The organism is Lysinibacillus sp. UGB7 (assembly GCF_049058285.1).
Lineage (GTDB): Bacteria > Bacillota > Bacilli > Bacillales_A > Planococcaceae > Lysinibacillus > Lysinibacillus sphaericus_B.
The window spans coordinates 294,502-313,888 of the sequence record NZ_JBMGUV010000002.1 but is presented as its reverse complement, the minus strand read 5'-3'; the positions used below and the strand labels follow the sequence as shown (position 1 = coordinate 313,888).

13 protein-coding genes, 1 pseudogene and 1 riboswitch are annotated in these 19,387 nt (G+C 37.4%); of the genes and pseudogenes, 6 read left to right on the top strand and 8 right to left on the bottom strand.

What is annotated here, in order from left to right:
* Positions 1–120: hypothetical protein (locus ACOMCU_RS03850; RefSeq protein ID WP_421049494.1), on the bottom strand; the 120-nt coding region annotated here is incomplete at its 3' end.
* Between the two features lie 707 nt (positions 121–827).
* On the opposite strand from ACOMCU_RS03850, the gene ACOMCU_RS03845 reads away from it, so the two are divergent.
* Complete coding sequence (locus ACOMCU_RS03845; RefSeq protein WP_421049488.1) at positions 828–2,603, top strand: hypothetical protein; 1,776 nt, start codon at positions 828–830, stop codon at positions 2,601–2,603.
* Positions 2,548–2,691 carry a hypothetical protein gene (locus ACOMCU_RS03840; protein ID WP_421049487.1) on the top strand — a complete coding sequence of 48 codons (144 nt, stop codon included), beginning with the start codon at positions 2,548–2,550 and terminating at the stop codon, positions 2,689–2,691. The genes ACOMCU_RS03845 and ACOMCU_RS03840 overlap by 56 nt, the downstream gene beginning before the upstream one ends.
* 277 nt (positions 2,692–2,968) lie before the next feature.
* Here ACOMCU_RS03840 and ACOMCU_RS03835 read toward each other — a convergent pair whose 3' ends face one another.
* Both ACOMCU_RS03835 and ACOMCU_RS03830 read right to left on the bottom strand, forming a co-directional pair.
* A complete protein-coding gene (locus tag ACOMCU_RS03835) occupies positions 2,969–3,538 on the bottom strand; it encodes a response regulator transcription factor (RefSeq protein WP_421049486.1) in 570 nt (189 codons plus the stop codon).
* Positions 3,539–3,710: 172 nt separating this feature from the next.
* Positions 3,711–4,424 (bottom strand): UDP-N-acetylmuramyl pentapeptide phosphotransferase, encoded by a 714-nt coding sequence (locus tag ACOMCU_RS03830; protein WP_421049485.1) that lies wholly within the window; start codon positions 4,422–4,424, stop codon positions 3,711–3,713.
* 712 nt (positions 4,425–5,136) lie between these two features.
* On the opposite strand from ACOMCU_RS03830, the gene ACOMCU_RS03825 reads away from it, so the two are divergent.
* Positions 5,137–9,231, top strand: coding sequence for a S8 family serine peptidase (locus ACOMCU_RS03825; RefSeq protein ID WP_421049484.1), 4,095 nt, complete (start codon positions 5,137–5,139; stop codon positions 9,229–9,231).
* A gap of 849 nt (positions 9,232–10,080) precedes the next feature.
* Here the strand turns inward: ACOMCU_RS03825 and ACOMCU_RS03820 are convergent.
* The 3 genes from ACOMCU_RS03820 to ACOMCU_RS03810 all read right to left on the bottom strand — a co-directional run bounded on the left by ACOMCU_RS03820 (position 10,081) and on the right by ACOMCU_RS03810 (position 15,014).
* On the bottom strand, positions 10,081–10,314 hold the full coding sequence (locus ACOMCU_RS03820) for a sigma factor (protein WP_010858850.1): 234 nt from the start codon (positions 10,312–10,314) through the stop codon (positions 10,081–10,083).
* 291 nt (positions 10,315–10,605) lie between these two features.
* The gene (locus tag ACOMCU_RS03815; protein ID WP_010858849.1) at positions 10,606–12,786 is read right to left on the bottom strand and encodes an amidase family protein; all 2,181 of its coding nucleotides are present in this window, start codon (positions 12,784–12,786) and stop codon (positions 10,606–10,608) included.
* Positions 12,787–12,974: 188 nt separating this feature from the next.
* On the bottom strand, positions 12,975–15,014 hold the full coding sequence (locus tag ACOMCU_RS03810; RefSeq protein ID WP_010858848.1) for a methyl-accepting chemotaxis protein: 2,040 nt from the start codon (positions 15,012–15,014) through the stop codon (positions 12,975–12,977).
* Positions 15,015–15,595: 581 nt separating this feature from the next.
* Here ACOMCU_RS03810 and ACOMCU_RS03805 point away from each other — a divergent pair.
* The 3 genes and pseudogenes from ACOMCU_RS03805 to ACOMCU_RS03795 form a co-directional block, all read left to right on the top strand.
* Positions 15,596–15,763 carry a hypothetical protein gene (locus ACOMCU_RS03805; RefSeq protein WP_010858847.1) on the top strand — a complete coding sequence of 56 codons (168 nt, stop codon included), beginning with the start codon at positions 15,596–15,598 and terminating at the stop codon, positions 15,761–15,763.
* 426 nt (positions 15,764–16,189) lie between these two features.
* Positions 16,190–16,300, bottom strand: a riboswitch (cyclic di-GMP riboswitch).
* A 616-nt stretch (positions 16,301–16,916) separates the two neighbouring features.
* Entirely contained in the window at positions 16,917–17,108 is a 192-nt protein-coding gene (locus ACOMCU_RS03800; protein ID WP_421049483.1) for a hypothetical protein, read from the top strand.
* A 94-nt stretch (positions 17,109–17,202) separates the two neighbouring features.
* A pseudogene (locus ACOMCU_RS03795) lies at positions 17,203–17,385 on the top strand (IS3 family transposase); the annotation flags it as partial.
* Between the two features lie 99 nt (positions 17,386–17,484).
* On the opposite strand, the gene ACOMCU_RS03790 reads toward ACOMCU_RS03795, so the two are convergent.
* Both ACOMCU_RS03790 and ACOMCU_RS03785 read right to left on the bottom strand, forming a co-directional pair.
* On the bottom strand, positions 17,485–18,429 hold the full coding sequence (locus ACOMCU_RS03790) for an ABC transporter substrate-binding protein (RefSeq protein ID WP_010858844.1): 945 nt from the start codon (positions 18,427–18,429) through the stop codon (positions 17,485–17,487).
* A 155-nt stretch (positions 18,430–18,584) separates the two neighbouring features.
* A complete protein-coding gene (locus tag ACOMCU_RS03785) occupies positions 18,585–19,379 on the bottom strand; it encodes an ABC transporter ATP-binding protein (RefSeq protein ID WP_010858843.1) in 795 nt (264 codons plus the stop codon).
* Positions 19,380–19,387 lie beyond the last annotated feature (8 nt).

Sequence of the window (19,387 nt, the reverse complement as noted above, 5' to 3'; positions counted from 1 at the left end):
TTTTCCCCAAATGAATATGCCTTTTTTAATATTTACAACTGATTTTATTAAATAATCAATAAGGGAACCATCGAAGTTTTTAATTGCCTTCATCGCTTTAAAAAAGGCTTCTTGCGTAATTTCTTCAGCTATACTTTCATCGTTGCTTAAAGATTTGATAAATAAACTTCTTGAAAGTATTCGCGATAGATCTCATCAAAGTCCACTCTTTTCACCTCCCTCACTTATATAACTCCTAGAATTTGATTACGTTACAAGAATTTAGAAATTTTTTTTACACATAGAGCTATATATAACTTTCTCAATCACCAATCTCTAACTAATTAGGTTCACCATAATGTAGTTAATTTTCTCAAAAAAATAAGCATATTCGAAAGAATATACCTGTATCATTTATTAACAATAACACTATTCGCTATTGATATGATTCACCACAACCTATTAGCTGGCGGTTTTTTAAAAATAATCGCCGGTTATTTTAATTTCCCAGATCACATATAAACCGATCCTTCCAATCCCTCCTTTTACTGCCCTCCCAATTTTCTATAAGCAACTACACCACCGACTGTATCTACAACTGCTGCCTTGATAGGATTAATTGAAAAAATTAATAAATTACTGTAAGTTATTTATCATTCTAAAGATCTACTTTTTATTCAATTACTAGGAAGATAGATTTAATTTACATTTCATGAATTGATACTAATTATCAATATTTCAGAATATTTAAATATTCCGATTCTCGAATTAGTTCCATTGTGATAGATTGGAAATATCACACTAAACTGAAAAAGTGTGACAATTAAAGAAATAGGAGGAAATGAGATTTGAAAAATTTTAAGTTTATGAAGTTCTTAAGTAGTATCCTAGTTTTCGTTATGGTGCTTTCTCTATTGGTTCCATTGTCGAGTGCTAGTGCTGAAGAATCGAAACCAATCAAGCAGGATAGTCAAAGCGAAAGTATAATTCAACTAAAGGCGGATATTGCTGAACAGCTAAGTTTGTCTAAAGATGGTCCAACTCTCCACGAAAGCTTACAAAATGTATCAGGCAATCAAGAGGTTGCAGTCATCGTTCATTTATCTGAAAAGCCTGTTGCACTAGAGCAAGGAATAAGCCAAGTCAAAGGCCAAAAATTCTCTAATGCCCGAGCAAAAGAAGTTCGTTCCAATGTAAAAGTACAACAAAATGTTACAAAGCTTGCAACCTACGAAGTAGCGAATGATAAAATAGCTACTGTAAAAGCAGGGGTGGTAAAAGGAAAAAGTCAAGGTAATACGACGATTACGGGAACGTATGGTGAGCACACACTAACATTTGATGTGTTTGTAAAGCAAGGTAATGGTAATGGCAACGGTAATGGCAATGGTAATGGCAACGGTAATGGCAATGGCAATGGCAATGGTAATGGCAACGGAAACGGCAATGGCAATGGCAATGGCAATGGCAATGGCAATGGCAATGGTCATGGTAATGGCAACGGTAACGGTAATGGCAACGGTAATGGCAACGGTAATGGCAACGGTAATGGCAACGGTAATGGCAACGGTAATGGCAACGGTAATGGCAACGGTAATGGCAACGGTAATGGTAATGGTAATGGCAACGGTAACGGCAACGGTAATGGCAACGGTAATGGTAATGGCAATGGAAACGATAATGGCAATGGAAACGGTAATGGCAACGGTAACGGCAACGGTAATGGCAACGATAATGGCAACGGTAACGGTAACGGTAATGGTAACGGTAATGGCAACGATAATGGCAATGGTAACGGCAATGGCAATGGCAATGGCAATGGCAATGGCAATGGCAATGGCAATGGCAATGGCAATGGTAACGGTAACGGTAATGGTAATGGTAATGGTAACGGTAACGGCAACGGCAACGGTAATGGCAACGGTAATGGCAATGGCAATGGCAACGGTAACGGTAATGGCAACGATAATGGCAATGGCAATGGCAATGGCAATGGCAATGGCAACGGTAATGGCAACGGTAATGGCAACGATAATGGCAATGGTAACGGCAATGGCAATGGCAATGGCAATGGCAATGGCAATGGTAATGGTAACGGTAATGGCAACGATAATGGCAATGGTAACGGCAATGGCAATGGCAATGGCAATGGTAATGGTAACGGTAATGGTAATGGTAATGGTAACGGTAACGGTAACGGTAACGGCAACGGCAACGGTAACGGCAACGGTAACGGTAACGGTAATGGCAATGGCAATGGCAATGGCAATGGCAACGGTAACGGTAATGGCAACGATAATGGCAATGGCAATGGCAACGGTAACGGTAATGGTAACGGTAATGGCAACGGTAATGGCAACGATAATGGCAATGGTAACGGCAATGGCAATGGTAATGGCAATGGCAATGGCAATGGCAATGGTAATGGTAATGGTAACGGTAACGGTAACGGTAACGGTAACGGTAACGGTAACGGTAACGGTAACGGTAACGGTAACGGTAACGGTAACGGTAACGGTAACGGTAACGGTAACGGCAATGGTAACGGAAACGGTAATGGTAATGGCAATGGCAATGGCAACGGGCAATGGCAATGGCAATGGCAATGGCAATGGCAATGGTAACGGTAACGGTAATGGTAATGGCAATGGCAATGGCAATGGCAATGGCAATGAAATAATAATGAAGTTACCGAGGATGATTTATAATTAATTTCAGTTCAAGCAAAAAGAGAAATTGCACAGCGCAATTTCTCTTTTTGGTATTTATTATAAAGCAATCCCTTTAAAAAGATTATCTCCTACTTAACTAACTGTGACATATACTTACTGATTTTCTTGCCATATTTGATACAAATCAGTTCCTCTCTATCTCTCCCAAAACAACGTCATTTGGTGTAAAAGCGCTTCCCATGTTTGTTTTTTTTCTTTCGTTACTTTGTCAAAAAGATGCATAATAAAACTGCACTTACTTATGATAAGGTTCACCTTTATTTGTCTAAATGCGGTCTCCCAGGATTTGCTGTGAGAAGCTTTAAAATTTTATACTGCACTGGTGTCAAATGAACCTCTTGTTTATCAACGGTAATGACTTTCTGTTCATCATCAATCATGAGCCCGCCCGTTTGCAATACATAACTACTCACCTCAAGACTCCCAAATGTCGTATACTTTCTTAGCTGCGATTTCACTCTAGCCACAAGTTCTAATGGATTAAATGGCTTGGCCATATATTCATCTGCTCCGATATTTAATCCGAGTATTTTGTCATAATCATCCGACTTAGCAGAAAGCATAATTAACGGAATCATATTATCTTGCCGAATCTTGATTGTCGCCGTAATCCCATTCATTTTTGGCATCATAATATCCATAGTAATTAGGTGAATAACGTGATCTCGAATAAGATCGATTGCCTCTATACCATTGTAAGCTTTGAATACTTGATATCCCTCATTTTCTAAATAAATGCTAATCGCCCTTACAATTTCTTTATCATCATCACAAATCAAAATGTTCATGTTGCTTTGAAATAAAGTTTGAGCAAAAATACCTCGCAAACCCTCATTTTACGATAAATAAGAAGAATTTGAGAGTTGATAATACAAAAGTGGCCAAAGCGTCGTTTGGTAACATATCATAAAAGGTTGTTATTCAAATGGCCCTTCTATGAATAAAGACGCTTTCCTTATTACGGAAAAGCGCCCGATTGTTGAACAAGAAGTTTAGTTTCTAAATAAAGCGATATTTGCGTGAAAATTGCGTGATAACCAAAATACTCGTTAACCCAACAACGAGATACCATATTATATTAAAAGGAACTACGTACATTAATACACCAAATAAAATAGCTGTTAAAAAGCTAACTGTAATTGATTGTACATTCGTAATTTTATCTTGAATTAAATAATATATAGTGAATGGTAGTGCTAAAGTAAATAACGGAATATAAATTGTTACAATAGATGATTTAATGAGGGATATTGAAAGCACGGCTATTATGAAACCTATTGACGTAGTAAGCGTTCTTCCCATAAATACTTTACCAGTAAAATAGCCGTATAGCAGAATAAACATAAGCGTTAAACTGGAACAAATCCCCGTTATTAAAACAAATGGATGACCTATGACGAAAGCTGCTATTGAGAAAAAAACTAAAGAAACGAATGGCAACAGCAATATTGAAGGATTTTGCACTTTTTCAATATTCATTACATTTGTAAAACTTACAAGAAGTAATAAAGTAAATGGAACCGTCAAATATCCTAATTCAAAGTTATTACCTAGACTAATATGATTAACCTCGAGGTTTCCGACCATTATGATTACAAGTGACGCACTGATTTGACCAAGCCCCCCCCAAATGCTTGATAATTTAAAAGCTTGAGTAAGCTTATCCGTAATTACAATTGAAACGACACCAATAAATAAAGCTAAATATAACAAATTCTCCCCTCCCAAAGTAATTCTTTAGAAATACTCAAAGTTAAATATTCCAATTCTAAATTATACAGTATATGTAAAAATGCACAAATACTACGGTAGTGCATATTGAACTAAACTGCCCCGTTAGCTTAAGTACATTGTTTCACAAACTCACATCAAGATTAACATAAATTCCTATTTTTAATTTAGAAGTGTTATTCCATTAAATGGCCCGATTGTTGAACACAAGTTTAGACAACACTCTTCAACTAACCTGCCCCGTTAGCTCAATAAGAAAAAAAAGCTGTTTGGGCAGCTCAATGATCTTCAAGTAAAGCCCCCTTTCGTATTATAAGGTCAGCCAGAGAAATCTGGTTGACTATTTTTTATTCAATTTATAGATTGATAGTAGCCGGGGTAGAATGGAAGCTCCCGTGGGACTTGATCCCGACAACTAAACTGTCACCACCGACTGTATCTACAACTGCTGCCTTGATAGGATTAATTGAAAAAATTAATGAATTACTGTAAGTCATTCACAGTTCTAAAGTTCTACTTTTTATTCAATTACCAGGAAGATAGATTTAATTTATATTTCATAAATTGATACTAATTATCAATATTTCAGAACATTTAAATATTTAGATTCTCGAATTAGTTCCATTGTGATAAATTGGAAATATCACACTAATCTGAAAAGTGTGGCAATTAAAGGAAGAGGAGGAAATGAGATTTGAAAAATTTTAAGTTTATGAAGTTCTTAAGTAGTATCCTAGTTTTCGTTATGGTGCTTTCTCTATTGGTTCCATTGTCGAGTGCTAGTGCTGAAGAATCGAAACCATTCAAGCAGGATAGTCAAAGCGAAAGTATAATTCAACTAAAGGCGGCTATTGCTGAACAACTAAGCTTGTCTAAAGATGGTCCAACTCTCCACGAAAGCTTACAAAATGTATCAGGCAATCAAGAGGTTGCAGTCATCGTTCATTTATCTGAAAAGCCTGTTGCACTAGAGCAAGGAATAAGCCAAGTCAAAGGCCAAAAATTCTCTAATGCTCAAGCAAAAGAAGTTCGTTCCAATGTAAAAGTACAACAAGCAGAAGTTAAAAAAGAGTTAGCTATTAAAAATGTTCAGATGACTCAAGGATACACATTTGATACTGTTTTAAACGGTTTTGCGGCAACTGTGAAAGCAAATGATCTCCCGAAACTGCTTACAGTAGAAGGAATTACATTAATCGAACCTGATGCAATTGTTTACGCATCAGAAGATAATACGATGAAATCATCGGAACTTATGAAGGAAGATCAATTAGAAGCTCAAATGAATACAAGTAATTCTTTCCTTGGAATAGAACAGCTTTGGAAGGAAGGAATTGAAGGACAAGGAATAAAAGTAGCAGTATTAGATACTGGTATTGATGCAGATCACCCTGAGTTTGCAGGAATTTATAAAGGTGGAAAAAACTTCATTCCAAATTCAGCGACTTACACGAAGCATCGGGCAGATAACGATGCATCGGAAACATTGCCTTCGGAGCGTCCAGTCGGGACACCTGAATTTAATGAAAAAGGAAGCTCGTTCTATACTTCTCACGGTACACATGTTGCTGGAACAATTGCAGCAATCGGAGCTAACGAATTCGGTATTAAAGGAATTGCGCCAAAAGTAGACCTTTATGCTTACCGTGTTCTTGGGGCATACGGAAGTGGAGCTACATCTGGTATTGTTAAAGCAATTGAAACTGCTGTAATAGAAAAAATGGACGTTATCAACCTTTCACTTGGCGGGGGAGCTAACTCTGAAACGGATGCTGGTTCATTTGCTATTAATAATGCAATGATAGCTGGAACAATCGGAGTAATTGCAACAGGGAACTCTGGTCCAAATCGCGGAACAATGGGTACTCCTGCAACCGCTCGTTTAGGAATTGCTGTTGGTAACACAACAAATCCTGAAACAATGTATAACGGGGAAGTGAATGTTACAGTTGGCAACTACAACTTAACAAAACAGCTCCCATTAATGGGAACGACCTTTGGGAAAGATTTAGCAACACAGCTTCAAGGAGAATTTGACCTAGTTGCTGTTCCTGGAAACGGCGAAGTAAAAGACTTTGAAGGAATTGATGTAGAAGGTAAAGTTGCATTGATTTCTCGTGGCAGTAATGCATTCGTTGATAAAATTGCGAATGCAAAGGCAAATGGAGCAGTCGCAACAATTATTCATAACTTTGCTGGCGGAACGAATGCACCGAACATTTCAGGCACATTCCTTGGTGATTCATTTGATTATCTGCCAACAGTTGATATGTCCCAAACAGATGGCAATGCAATGCGCGCTGCATTAGCAGGCGGAACTGGAAAAGTAAGCTTTAGTAAATTCTCTTCCACAAAGACACTGGGGGATGATGTAAACTCTTCCAGTTCACGCGGACCATCTACACCAAACTTTGATATTAAACCAGATGTAAGTGCACCTGGAACAAACATTATGTCAACGATTCCAATGTATAAAAAAGATTTCCCTGATGCAGATTATGGAGAAGCTTATGGTCGTAAAACAGGAACATCTATGGCAACACCGCATATTGCAGGTATTGTTGCATTAGTTAAACAAGCAAATCCTGGTTGGAACGCGTTCGACGTAAAAGTGGCGCTTTCTAATACAGCACAGGTTTTAGATAAAACAAAATACGATGTGTTTTCTCAGGGTGCAGGGCGTGTAAATGCTTATGCAGCAGCTCATCCAGAAATTCTTGCCTATGCACTTGATAGCGCAATTTTGGATGGAACTGGTGCAGTTACAGAAAACTTGAAAGGGACAGTTACTTTCGGTCCACAATCACTTAAAAACCAGGATATTTCTGTAACGAAACAAGTTTTAGTAAAAGATATTAAAGGGAACGGCGGCAATTATAACGTATCAATTGATGTGACAAAAACATTTGGTGATGCAACTGTTACAGTAGATCAGCCGACATTTAATCTAGTTGGTGAGCAAGTTTTAAATATTACATTAACTGCTTCACAAGCTACGGCACCAAACGGCTCTGAAATACTAGGGTATATTTCCATCAGCGGTGGAGTTACAGAAATTTCATTACCATTCGCAGCTGACTTAGGCGGCGAGGCAGTAACGGAAATTAAAGATTATAAGATTACAGAAACAGACCTATCCTTTAACGGAGATGGAGTGAAAGACTCAGCTGTACTTTCATTCACTTTAACTGGAGATGTAACAACTAACTATATCGAGCTTTGGGATATTATGAATCCTGAAGGTGGAGAATTCGGAGATGGCTACATTGGTTATCTACATGCAGGTACTGCGCTAGGAAAAGGCTCTTATACGCTAAATGTTGGTGGGCAGTATAAACCATGGGGTTCAGAACCTGCCACAAAGATTCCAGATGGCCTGTATACAATGGACTTCACTGGTCTTGCAGCATCAGGAGCAGTTTCCGATTATGTTGGGCCAATTGTCGTGAAAACGACTAAACCAGAAATTACTGGTTCAGTAGCTGATGGTGTCGCTACAGGACAGATAACAGACAAGTATATCGACTACAATAAAGAGTTATATTTATACGATTTAAATTACAATTTAAATGATAAATTAAAAGCTTCCTATATTTTGACGGTAAATGGTGAAGTACAAGCACCAGCTGCTTTTGAATTAAATCAAGACGGTAGCTTCACATTCCCAGTAACAGCAGAAACTAATGCTGTATCAGTAATAATTAAAGACGCTGCCGGGAATGTTGGTGAAGCAATGATATATGAAAAAGAAGTAGTAGCACTTTCTGTAAATCCAACTGAGCTAGACCTAACAGCTGGAGAAACTGCACAACTTACGGTAACAGAAACGTCAACGCCTGCAGAAGGTGATGCAACAGAGGAAGACGTAACTTCAAAAGCTACTTATGTTGTTGGTGATGAAAATATTGCAACAGTAGTAAATGGATTAGTAACTGCAGTAAGTGAGGGCACGACTACCATTACTATTTCATCTGGTGATAATAAAGTTGCTGTAAATGTTAAAGTTAAAGCACCTGTTGTAGAAATACCAATAGTAACACTAGAAATTGACCAAGCTCAGGTTGAAACTAGTATAGGTAAGGAAGTTACAGTTAAGATTACTGAAGTAACTACTTTTGATGGGAAAACAACAGAAAAAGATGTTACAAAGCTTGCAACCTACCAAGTAGCAAATGATAATATAGCTACTGTAAAAGCAGGGGTGGTAAAAGGAAAAGGTCAAGGTAATACGACGATTACGGTAACGTATGGTGAGCACACACTAACATTTGATGTGTTTGTAAAGCAAGGTGATGACAACGGTAATGGCAATGGTAACGGAAACGGAAACGGTAATGGCAATGGTAACGGTAATGGTAACGGTAATGGTAATGGTAATGGCAACGGTAATGGCAATGGCAATGGAAACGGAAACGGAAACGGTAATGGCAATGGCAATGGCAATGGCAATGGCAATGGCAATGGCAATGGTAATGGTAATGGCAATGGAAACGGTAATGGCAATGGAAACGGTAATGGTAATGGTAATGGTAACGGTAATGGTAATGGCAATGGAAACGGTAATGGTAATGGTAACGGTAATGGTAATGGCAATGGTAACGGTAATGGCAATGGTAACGGTAATGGCAATGGAAACGGTAATGGCAATGGTAACGGCAATGGCAATGGAAACGGCAATGGCAATGGAAACGGCAATGGCAATGGAAACGGTAATGGTAACGGAAATGGAAACGGAAACGGTAATGGCAATGAAATAATAATGAAGTTTCCGAGGATGATTTATAATTAATTTCAGTTCAAGCAAAAAGAGAAATTGCACAGCGCAATTTCTCTTTTTGCTATTTATTATAAAGCAATCCCTTTAAAAAGATTATCTCCTACTAAACGAACTGTGACATATTCTTACTGATTTTCTTGCCATATTTGATACAAATCAGTTCCTCTCTATCTCTCCCAAATCAACGTCATTTGATGTAGAAGCGCTTCCCCTGTTTGCTTTTTTTCTTTCGTTACTTTGTCAAGGTCAAATTCTCCATAATAGATAGCGTCCGTGTATTGACTGTCTGGCAAAGCAAATTGATCAGAAGCTTTGAAAACCTTACCGTCCGATTTTATTAAGTTATCTCTAGTTGGAGAGTTAGCAATTGATTCAACATAATATATAAAGCTAATATTTTTTACTTCACCATCTATTTCAATTTCTAAAGGATGTTTCTTATGTGAACCTGCATGACTTTCTCCAAAATAATTAAAGATAAGCGTTCCACTGCCGTTTCTTCAATTTTAAATCTGCTGAGTAAGAAATTGGCTTTGTGCTAACAATGAAAATAATGCAAAGCCTATTACAGTAGTAGTTAAAATCGTTCCTGAAATAAGCAGCCATTTTTTCGATTCCATCGTTTATTCAACTGGCTGAATAATGACGGCTTATTCTCAATCGGCAGCAAGTCTTGATTAACCGCACATTTAATATCCTTCATCTTGTTTCGCCTCCATATACGCCATTATTTTCTTTTTTGCTCGATAATACGTAACCCTCGCCCAACCATCACTTTTACCAAATAGCTGACCAAATGCCTCAAAAGAAAGTTCACCAAATATTCGAAGGGAGAAAAACCTCTTTAATAAGGCTCATCCATTACGTGTAAAAACGGTGAATCATAAGTGCCGGTTCTTCATTTGCTAAATAATCTACAAGCTGAACATCATTTTTCGCTGACAGCTCTTCCTCATTTAACTCGCGTTGCTGTTTATTATATCGAGTAAAATATGTATTTTTAGCGATTGTGAAAAGCCATGCCCTAACATCTTTTTTGCCGTCAAATTGATGAATGGATTTTAGTGCCTTAAAAAATGGAGGCCCTACCGCCACTCTCAATGTATCTTTCCCAGAACCATATGCATTTTTTAGTTTAAGCGTACCTTTAGGAAATTCAAGTACAAGTGGCTACTATAAGGTCAGAGGAGTTTGGCACTTACAGAATGTACACAAAGAGTATCCATGACGTACTGAAAATATTGACATGCTCGAAGTTTTTCATCGTTTAATGGGTATACGTAAAAAAGACTTCTCATAAGTTCGGACTGCTTATAAGAAGCCTAAATCTTTTCTATAATTTTTGTGTAATCTATATAGTTCCTGAAGAAAGTTCTCTATCGACTTTTACTTCGTGGGCTTAAAATGATCATCTAGATATCGGGCCATAAATGTGGCAAAATGTTGACGCGATATATTAATATTCGGCTTAAATTCACCGTTGGAATAACCATTAGTAATATTATTCGCTACCAACGCAGAAATATAGTCATGAGCCCAATTCCCTTTTGGAACGTCCTTAAAATCGGTTGGATAAGTTCCTTTTAAGTCATAGGCTAACACTAAGATTGCAGCCCCTTGCGAGCGGATTAGTTTTCCGTTAGGGTCAAAATATCTTTTACCTTGGGCATTAACTTTTCCGTTGACGATACCTAATTCAGCAGCCTTAGCAATCTCCCCATATCCATAATCGCTAGGTGATACATCAACAAATCCTGGGTTGGTGACATCTGAAAAGTCGACAATTCCCTTTTCTTTTAAAATCAATTGTATAGCTTGTAAACGTGTAATTGGATTATTTGGTTTAAATGTTCCATCTGGATAACCTTTAACAATTCCTTTGTCTGTCAAATACTTAATTTCATCGACATATGAACTTACATCTTTAAAATTGGGCTTTTCATCTACATTCATTTTGAAATTAGGCGTTGTTTTAGGTAGCGTTCTAGCGTTGGTTGCTTGTTCAAAAGAATAGGCTATATCTAATAGAGATTGTTCATTGTATGCCAATCCCAAGAAAGAGATCCCAACAGGTAGTTCTTCCCTCGTAGCACCGGCAGGAACAGTAATTTCAGGGAATCCTGTAGCCGTCGCTACATAACTCGCGGCATACGTGTCATAGGATTCACATACATATGTCGGGTCATCCTTATCGAATCTTGGTGATGCAGGACATGACATTGTTGGAAAAACAATTGCATCCAAGTTTTCCTTTTCCATTATTGATTGCACTTCATTACGTACTTTAGGTATATCTTGTGTTACTAAATGATTGTATTCTGGTGTGTCTTTAAACGCCGCTTGTTTCAAATTCGTTTTTAGGCCTTCCAAACCCGCTGGATTTACTGGCGTTGCTGAATTCAAAACCTCTGGAGACTCACTGATTTTGATGATTTCTTCTAGCGTTTTTGGCTGACTTTCTGGGAACTGTTTTAAATACATCTCCAATTGAACCTTGAAATTTGCTTCGTTAATTGGCCCAATAATGGGCGTCCACAGATACTGTGTCGTCTCTGAGAAAGATACCGGGATAAGCTCTGTCCCCATTTCTTCCATTTTCTTTAAGGCCTCATTCGTAATGGTTTCCACTTCGGCGTTATCTCCAAAGAAATCAACAGCTACACCAATTCTTGCATTTTTCAGGGCAGCATTGTCTAAAGACTTACTATAATCTTCAACAATATGTCCCTTTGCAGCTAATGTTTGGTCATCCTTTTCATCGACTCCTGCCATAAAACTCAATGCAATGGCTAGATCTTCTACAGATCTAGCCATTGGACCAGGCGTATCGAAATTTAACGAGGACGGAACGACTCCGTCACGACTGATTAAACCTAACGTCGGTCTAATCCCGACTAGACCCGTAACATAGGATGGTCCTCTAACAGACCCAGATGTATCCGTGCCTAATCCAAATACACCGAAGTTTGCTGTGATTGCTGCAGCAGTTCCGCTACTAGAACCAGAAGCATCACGTTTAAGGTTGTAAGGGTTCAAGGTTAAACCGCCCAAAGAGCTATATCCTAACCTCCCATATGATGCTGCGAACTCTGACATATTTGTTTTTCCAATGATAATGGCTCCTGCATCCTTAAGTTTCTGAATAGTAAAAGCATCTTTTTCAGGGTAAGCTTCCTTTAGTGCAACAGAACCTGCTGTTGTAGGCATTCCTTTTACGTTAAAATTATCTTTGACAACGATTGGAATACCATGTAGTACACCTCTTGTACCTTTACTTTGTCTCTCTGCGTCCAATTGCTTTGCAATCTCTATAGCTTCTTCATTAATGTTAGTAAACGAATTAATCGTAGGGCCTTGCTTGTCATATGCTTTTATACGTTCTAGATAATACTTAACCAACTGCTCAGAAGTAATTTGATTGTTATCCAAAGCATTCGAAATTTCTCTAACACTCTTTTCGAATGGATCAAATTCGGTTTCTTCTGCAGAAACACTTGCCAATGGAAGCACGGCCATTACTACCATAAGGGCTATCAAGGTTATAACACGATTTGATAATTTAAACATGATGTTTCCTCCCTATTTCTAAATCCAATTAAACATAAAAGTTTTTCTTCCGAAAATTATATAAAAACATTCAGGGGATGGTTTATACAATATGAATGTAAATTATAAACAAGATTATAGGTTGTGTAGGTATGTGCCGTTAAACCCAACATGTTCCTTTGGTTATTGGCTTGATAGAAATCATACTTTTACAATTTAAATTGCTGGATAGCTTCCTCTAATTCACCTGACATTCTAGCTAACTCTTGAGAAACCGATGAAACCTCTTCCATTGAGGCACTCATTTCTTCGGAGGATGCCGCGACGTTTTGGGAATAATTATTTACTTCAATACTCGTTTTTGAAACTGCCTCTATGTGAACTACCACTTCAGCTATATGATTCTTCATGTTTTCCATTGCTATGCTGACCTCGGAAATTTTTGTTGTTCCAGCGATAATGGAGTCCTTTATTTCTCCAAATGCTTTCCCGCTTTCATTCACGAGTTTCATTCCTTCTTTTGCCGAGCTTACCCCTAGATTTACAAGACCCATCGAATCTTCAATGCCATTTTCAATATCATGAATAATTTCATTGATCTGCAATGCTGAGTTGCTGGATTGCTCTGCGAGTTTTCGAACTTCATCCGCCACTACTGCAAATCCCTTTCCATGTTCGCCAGCTCTTGCAGCTTCAATTGCAGCATTCAAAGCCAATAAATTCGTTTGTTCCGAAATGGACTGTATGATTAAGCTTATTTGTCTAATTTCATTTGATTTTTCATTTAACATGCTAATTTTCTCAGCGGAAGAACTTACGTTTTTATCAATCTCACTCATCTGACTTACCGTTTGTTCCACGACTTCACCGCCCTGTTTAGCAGTTTCCGTTGAATAATGGATGGAATCTTTCACATTGTCCATGCTCACTGTCACATCGTCCACATGCTTAAACACCTCATTGATAATACCTACTGCGTTTTTCATAGCGGCATCCTGTTCATCTGTTCCAGTAGCAACAAGTTGGATCGATTCGGATATTTCATTAGAAGCTTTTTGATTCTCGATCGAAGATGCTGCCAGCTCCTCAGATGTAGCAGATAATTGTTGAGATTCATTCGAAATTTTTTTGATTGTTTCTTTTAAACTGTTAGACATCGTATTGAAATTCTCGCCCATATCCCCGATTTCATCATTCACCTTTACCGTGACTTGTTGAGTCAAATCACCTTTTGACATCGCTAAAGACAAATCACTAATTCTTTTAATTCTCTTCGTTATACGTAAACTCATAAAAATTGAAGCTACTACAGCAAGAATAGCAAAAATCCCACCTATAATGAAAAGCATCGAGCGTATGAAAGTGGCCGTACTTAAAATTTCGTCCTTTTTTATGACAGCAATATACTTCCAGCCATCAATTTCTGAAGTGATTGTGTTTAATACATAGTCTTCTCCATCTAGTTCAGTTTCAAATGTGCCATCTTTGATTGAAGGAATGTTTAGTTTAGAAATTGGTTGGAAGTTCAATTCAGGATCTTTTGGATGTGCAAGGATTGTTCCATCTTCTTGCGCGAGAATTACATACCCATTTTTACCTATACTGATTTCCTTGATAATATCTGTTAAGCCTTCCAAACTTACATCTAAGCCTAACACACCTGTTTGTTTTCCATCTTTTTCAATCGACACTACATTACTTACTATAATTCCCTCTATACCCGTTGCCTCATAGGCACTTGTTAATTTTACTTCTCCTGGTTTTTCATTAGCCATGGTATACCAAGGACGGTCTCTAGGATCGAAACCAGCTGGGGTTGGCCCCTCGGGATATTGGACATAACCTCCATCCGATGTACCTATATAAACATAAGAGGCTTTAGGATGACTATTACTAAATTGAGAAAACACATCAAAAATGGCTTTCTCCTTATCCCCATTTTCTGAAGGGGTCATATCAATTGAGCCTTCTCCCGCTACATCTTTATAAGAGGTAATACTTGAATCGGCATTTAGGATGGAATGGTCATTAGCTAATAACTTGACATTTTCCCTAATCGTTTCAAAGTATAGAGAAATTCCATTGTCCACCTGTTTAATTTCTCTCTCGCTGAAACTGATATAATCATCCTTGGTTTTTTCGCTAACTATTTTATTAACTAAAACTCCAATAAAAACAATCGGTACTAATGACAGTAATAAAGAGAAAACTAATAACTTTGCTTTGAACGAAATCCTTTTCTTATTCATTTAAATTTTACACTCCTTGTATATTAGTAGTAAGAACTCTTTCCACTGATCTGGACAACTGGAGGATCTGTTGGATTTCCTATAGGAGATGGTCGCCTTTTGGCTCTCTCACTCTTTTTATGTTTTACCTGTTTAACTTACCGAGGGAGCCAAAAGGAAAAATCCATTTTTATCCTGTCTTAATAAAGCTCACAGGTGCTACCTGTTTATTTGAGTTGCCTAAATTCATATAGTTTGGACGAGGATGGAGGATGCTCTATTTTAGTACTTCGTCCTTTTTTATTTCATCTTTTATTTCACTCAGACCGTGCCCATGAGACAATGGAACGGACAAGGTTGACACAGAAAATAGCCTTCTCTCTTTGTTGGCGCTTAATAGTGTACTGCTTGATAAGCCTGCTAACCCATCGTTCATTATGGAAGTTCTAACCACTAGCTGCGACGTTGGTGAAGAAGAGAGTGTAGAGCTCATTTTGGTATTCTTCCCTTTGATTTTTAATAAAGATGCAGACATCGATGATACGACTGGGCACCCAGGTCTGAGACAATCTTGATTAATCCTAACTTAGGAAGTTATTGGTTTGTCACAAATGCTAGTCGGTATCGACGTGAGTTTGCGCTCCCATCATGTCCATTTCATACATGGCGAGGGTCACACACTTGCTGATTTTTCTATTCCCAATGATACAAAAGGTGCAAACTGGATCTACGTCAATATCCTAGACACAAAAAAGTTAAGTCCATTTTAGAACAGCATCCATTTACGGAGCGTCTTGTATCCAGTGAAACCACTCAAGTGAAAGACCGCACTTGACAGCTTCCGCTGGATACTGGAAACACACCCCATGGATGTCATTCCGAAAAATTATGTAGGTAGGGTAGATAAGGAAACCAAATTTTCTCTTCTAATCAAGCTACTTCTTTACGGCATAAATCTTCTAGTTGTTGGGGCGTTACAATAGTTAATAGCCCCGTTAATACGTCTTCGGTTCTACCCCTATTCCATGTTACTAAAGAGGACCAATGGTGCAGTTTTTTGTTAACTTCAAGAATCTCTTAATCCTTTCCAACTACGTCTTTTCGCCAAATTCATTCCAGGTGGTTTTAAACACTCCAAAAACTATTCTATTTAATATAGAATAGCCAAAGGATTTATATATGTATTAATCCATAAATTTGGTAACCAGGCGATCATTGTTTAGATTGCAGGACTTTTGATTAATCCCTAAACTTTAGACCCTAGGCTTTGCGTCCTGCCCTTTCAGAACAGTTTGCCTTTAACTTCTATAGTTTTAGTTTACAGTTACGCTCACTTATAATCTCACGTAACTCTACAAACTTCAAGACTATTCGATTACTCCTGATAGTTAATCTATGTAAAATGAATCATTAGAACGGTTCAAAACCAGTGAAAAAGTAGTTTTTTTGTTCACTATGTATAAATTTTTATAGCAATGAAGTCCAAAATATAATTTCAAATTAGTAATAGATTTATTTTGGCGACATTATCTGGTATTAGGCTGTTACTATCGCTTCACCCGCCTAATATTACTACAATGATAACTAATCTCGATTGCTTTACACACCTAATTGGCCTATCTCCCAGTTCGAGATAGACCATAAAACCATTTGAGCTTCGCATTTTCTCCTTCAATGGAAGCTCTTTTCTTATGGTTTCCTTTGTACAACTACGCCTCTTTTAAGTGATGTTAACATAAATATCCAATAAAAAAATCATCTCACCTCTAAGAAATCTAAAGGAGAAATGATTTTAATCAAACTTTATTATAAATAATTAATCTTTTTTACAAATGTTATTCATTTTGAACTTGTCGTTTTTATGCCGTTTGCTGTGACATTCCGTAGTATACTTTTATCACAACAAACTAAAGGAGTAAATAAATGCTTGATTCTAATCCTAATTGGCTGGCACATTGCACAGAAATAAAAGATTTAGCCAAATCATTATTTCAAAAATCAACGATACATCTTGATAGTGCGGCTCTCTTATTGATTACGGATGGCCAAACCACTCTATCCATTAATGGGCACAAAGAGCATATTGTATTTGGGCATTGCTCGTCTTTACCTTGAGGGGAAACATAGTTATTTGGAACTTCAGGATTTATATAAGGTTTCTTATAAATGATTCAGGGATGGATTCGTTTATATCAAATAGAAATTGTTTGACAACGCTGTCATGGAAAATTTCTTTGGCTTATTAAAGTCTGAGTTGCTTTACCTGCAAGAATTTGAAAGTATGGTGCACTTTGAAAAAGAATTGGATGTCTATATTCACAAACGTATGAAGGCAAAATTAAAAGATCTAAGTCCAGTACAATATCGGACTCAGATCTTAGAAGCTGCTTAAATTATTTGTCTAACTTTTTTGGGTCAGATCAAACTCCATTTTTGAGTTTGTCTACAGTTAGAATCACCTTCAATATTACGAAGGTGATTCTTGCTTTTATTATTTTTCTAAAACAAAATCAGCAATTTCGTCTAAAATCATTTCTTTTCCAAGTGGGAAGTATCCTTTATTTACTGCATCATTATTAATGATAAATACGCGGTTGTTCTTAACAGCGTTCATGTTTTTCCAAATTGTTTCTTCTTGGAATTCTTTTAAGCGTTCAGAACCGTCACCTGTTGTAAATACGAATAGGTAATCTGGATTGTAGTCAATTAAAGCTTCTTTTTGTACTTGTACTAATGGTTCATCCATTGGTGTACCAGGAACTGCTGGTAATTTTAAATCTTTAAAGATTACGCTACCGTAACCATAGTCACCGTATACACGGAATGCATTTGGATATGCAGCCATTTTCATGAACGTCTCATCACCAGTTTTAGCAACGATTTTATCGTGTAACTTACTTGCTTTGTCATCATAATTTTTGAACCATTCTTCTGTTTCTTTTTCTTTATCGAAGATTTTACCTAATTCCTCAAACTTAGGACGCCATTGATCTAATGGAGTTTCTAACATAACAGTAGGTGCAATTTTAGATAGTTGATCATAGATTTTTTCTTGACGATTATTTATAAGAATTAAATCTGGTTTTGCAGCAGCCACAGCTTCGATGTTAATTTTGTCACCCCAAGCAGAGCCGACAGGTTTAACATCTTTCAATTTATCTGCAATATGTGGATCAATCTCTTCTTGAGACGTATTTGCAGTAATGATTGGTTTCATTCCAAAGATTAATAATTCTTCTGTTGAACCACTAAGGTCAGCAATTTTCTTTGGATTTGCAGGGATTTTAATTTCCCCTTTAGCATGCACTACAGTACGCTCTTCAGCTTTTGCGTCTGCTTTTTCTTCTTGTTCTTTCTTATCTGAAGAACAAGCTGCAAATAGTATAGATGTAACAACTAATACCATTGCTAGTAACGATAGTTTAAATTTCTTCATATTTTTGTTCCTCCCGGATAAATTGTATGTGACCCATTTCATTCTAATGGGTGTTCAACATCTCAGGCTAAAATGAGAAGCTCAACGCCCATTAGAATGCTCCCTCTCTCTCTATTTAAGAGAGGAAGCCCCTCCCCTTATGCTTTTTTCAGTGATTAATTATGAAACATCATTAAATCGTAGGTTAAACAGATCGGCTTACTGTTTACAGGACATGAAACAATTAGTGCCTCAATTTCAAATACATTCCGAAGTGTCTCACTTGTCATTACTTCGTCTGGCGTTCCTTGGTGAATCAGTTTGCCAGCTTTTAAAGCAACCATATGATCAGAAAAACGAGAGGCATGATTTAAATCATGAATGACCATAACGATTGTACGGCCTTCTTCCTGATTTAACTTCTTCAATAATTTTAATATTTCTAACTGGTGAGCCATATCTAAGTAAGTTGTCGGCTCGTCTAATACAAGTAAGTCCGTTCCTTGAGCAAGTGCCATCGCAATCCATACTCGTTGACGTTGACCACCTGATAAAGCTTCTGCTGGACGCTTTGCAAACTCTGTCATCCCTGTCACTTCAAGTGCCCAATGAATATAGCGATAATCTTCTTCTTTCAGCGTGCCAAATCCATTTTGGTGTGGAAAACGACCATATGAAATAAGCTCAAACACAGTAAGACCAGTCGGCAATTCTGCAGTCTGGGGTAAAATTGCCATTTTCTTTGCAATTTCTTTTGTTGACTGTTTCTCAATTGCTTTTCCATCAAGATAAACAGTCCCTCGTTTTGCCTTTAAAATACGAGACGCTGTTTTTAACAAGGTAGATTTCCCACAACCATTTGGTCCAATAATCGTTGTAATCTTTCCTTCGGGGATCTCCACTGATAATCCATCTATAATTAATCCTTCATTATAGCCAACGGATACCGAATCAACTGCTAAAGTTACCATCAAAAAAG

Excerpts from the sequence above, each read along its gene's own strand:
- ACOMCU_RS03810 (WP_010858848.1), bottom strand. The coding sequence starts at position 15,014 with ATGAATAAGAAAAGGATTTCGTTCAAAGCAAAGTTATTAGTTTTCTCT.
- ACOMCU_RS03800 (WP_421049483.1), top strand. The coding sequence starts at position 16,917 with ATGCTTGATTCTAATCCTAATTGGCTGGCACATTGCACAGAAATAAAA.
- ACOMCU_RS03815 (WP_010858849.1), bottom strand. The coding sequence starts at position 12,786 with ATGTTTAAATTATCAAATCGTGTTATAACCTTGATAGCCCTTATGGTA.
- ACOMCU_RS03840 (WP_421049487.1), top strand. The coding sequence starts at position 2,548 with ATGGCAATGGCAACGGGCAATGGCAATGGCAATGGCAATGGCAATGGC.
- ACOMCU_RS03790 (WP_010858844.1), bottom strand. The coding sequence starts at position 18,429 with ATGAAGAAATTTAAACTATCGTTACTAGCAATGGTATTAGTTGTTACA.
- ACOMCU_RS03785 (WP_010858843.1), bottom strand. The coding sequence starts at position 19,379 with ATGGTAACTTTAGCAGTTGATTCGGTATCCGTTGGCTATAATGAAGGA.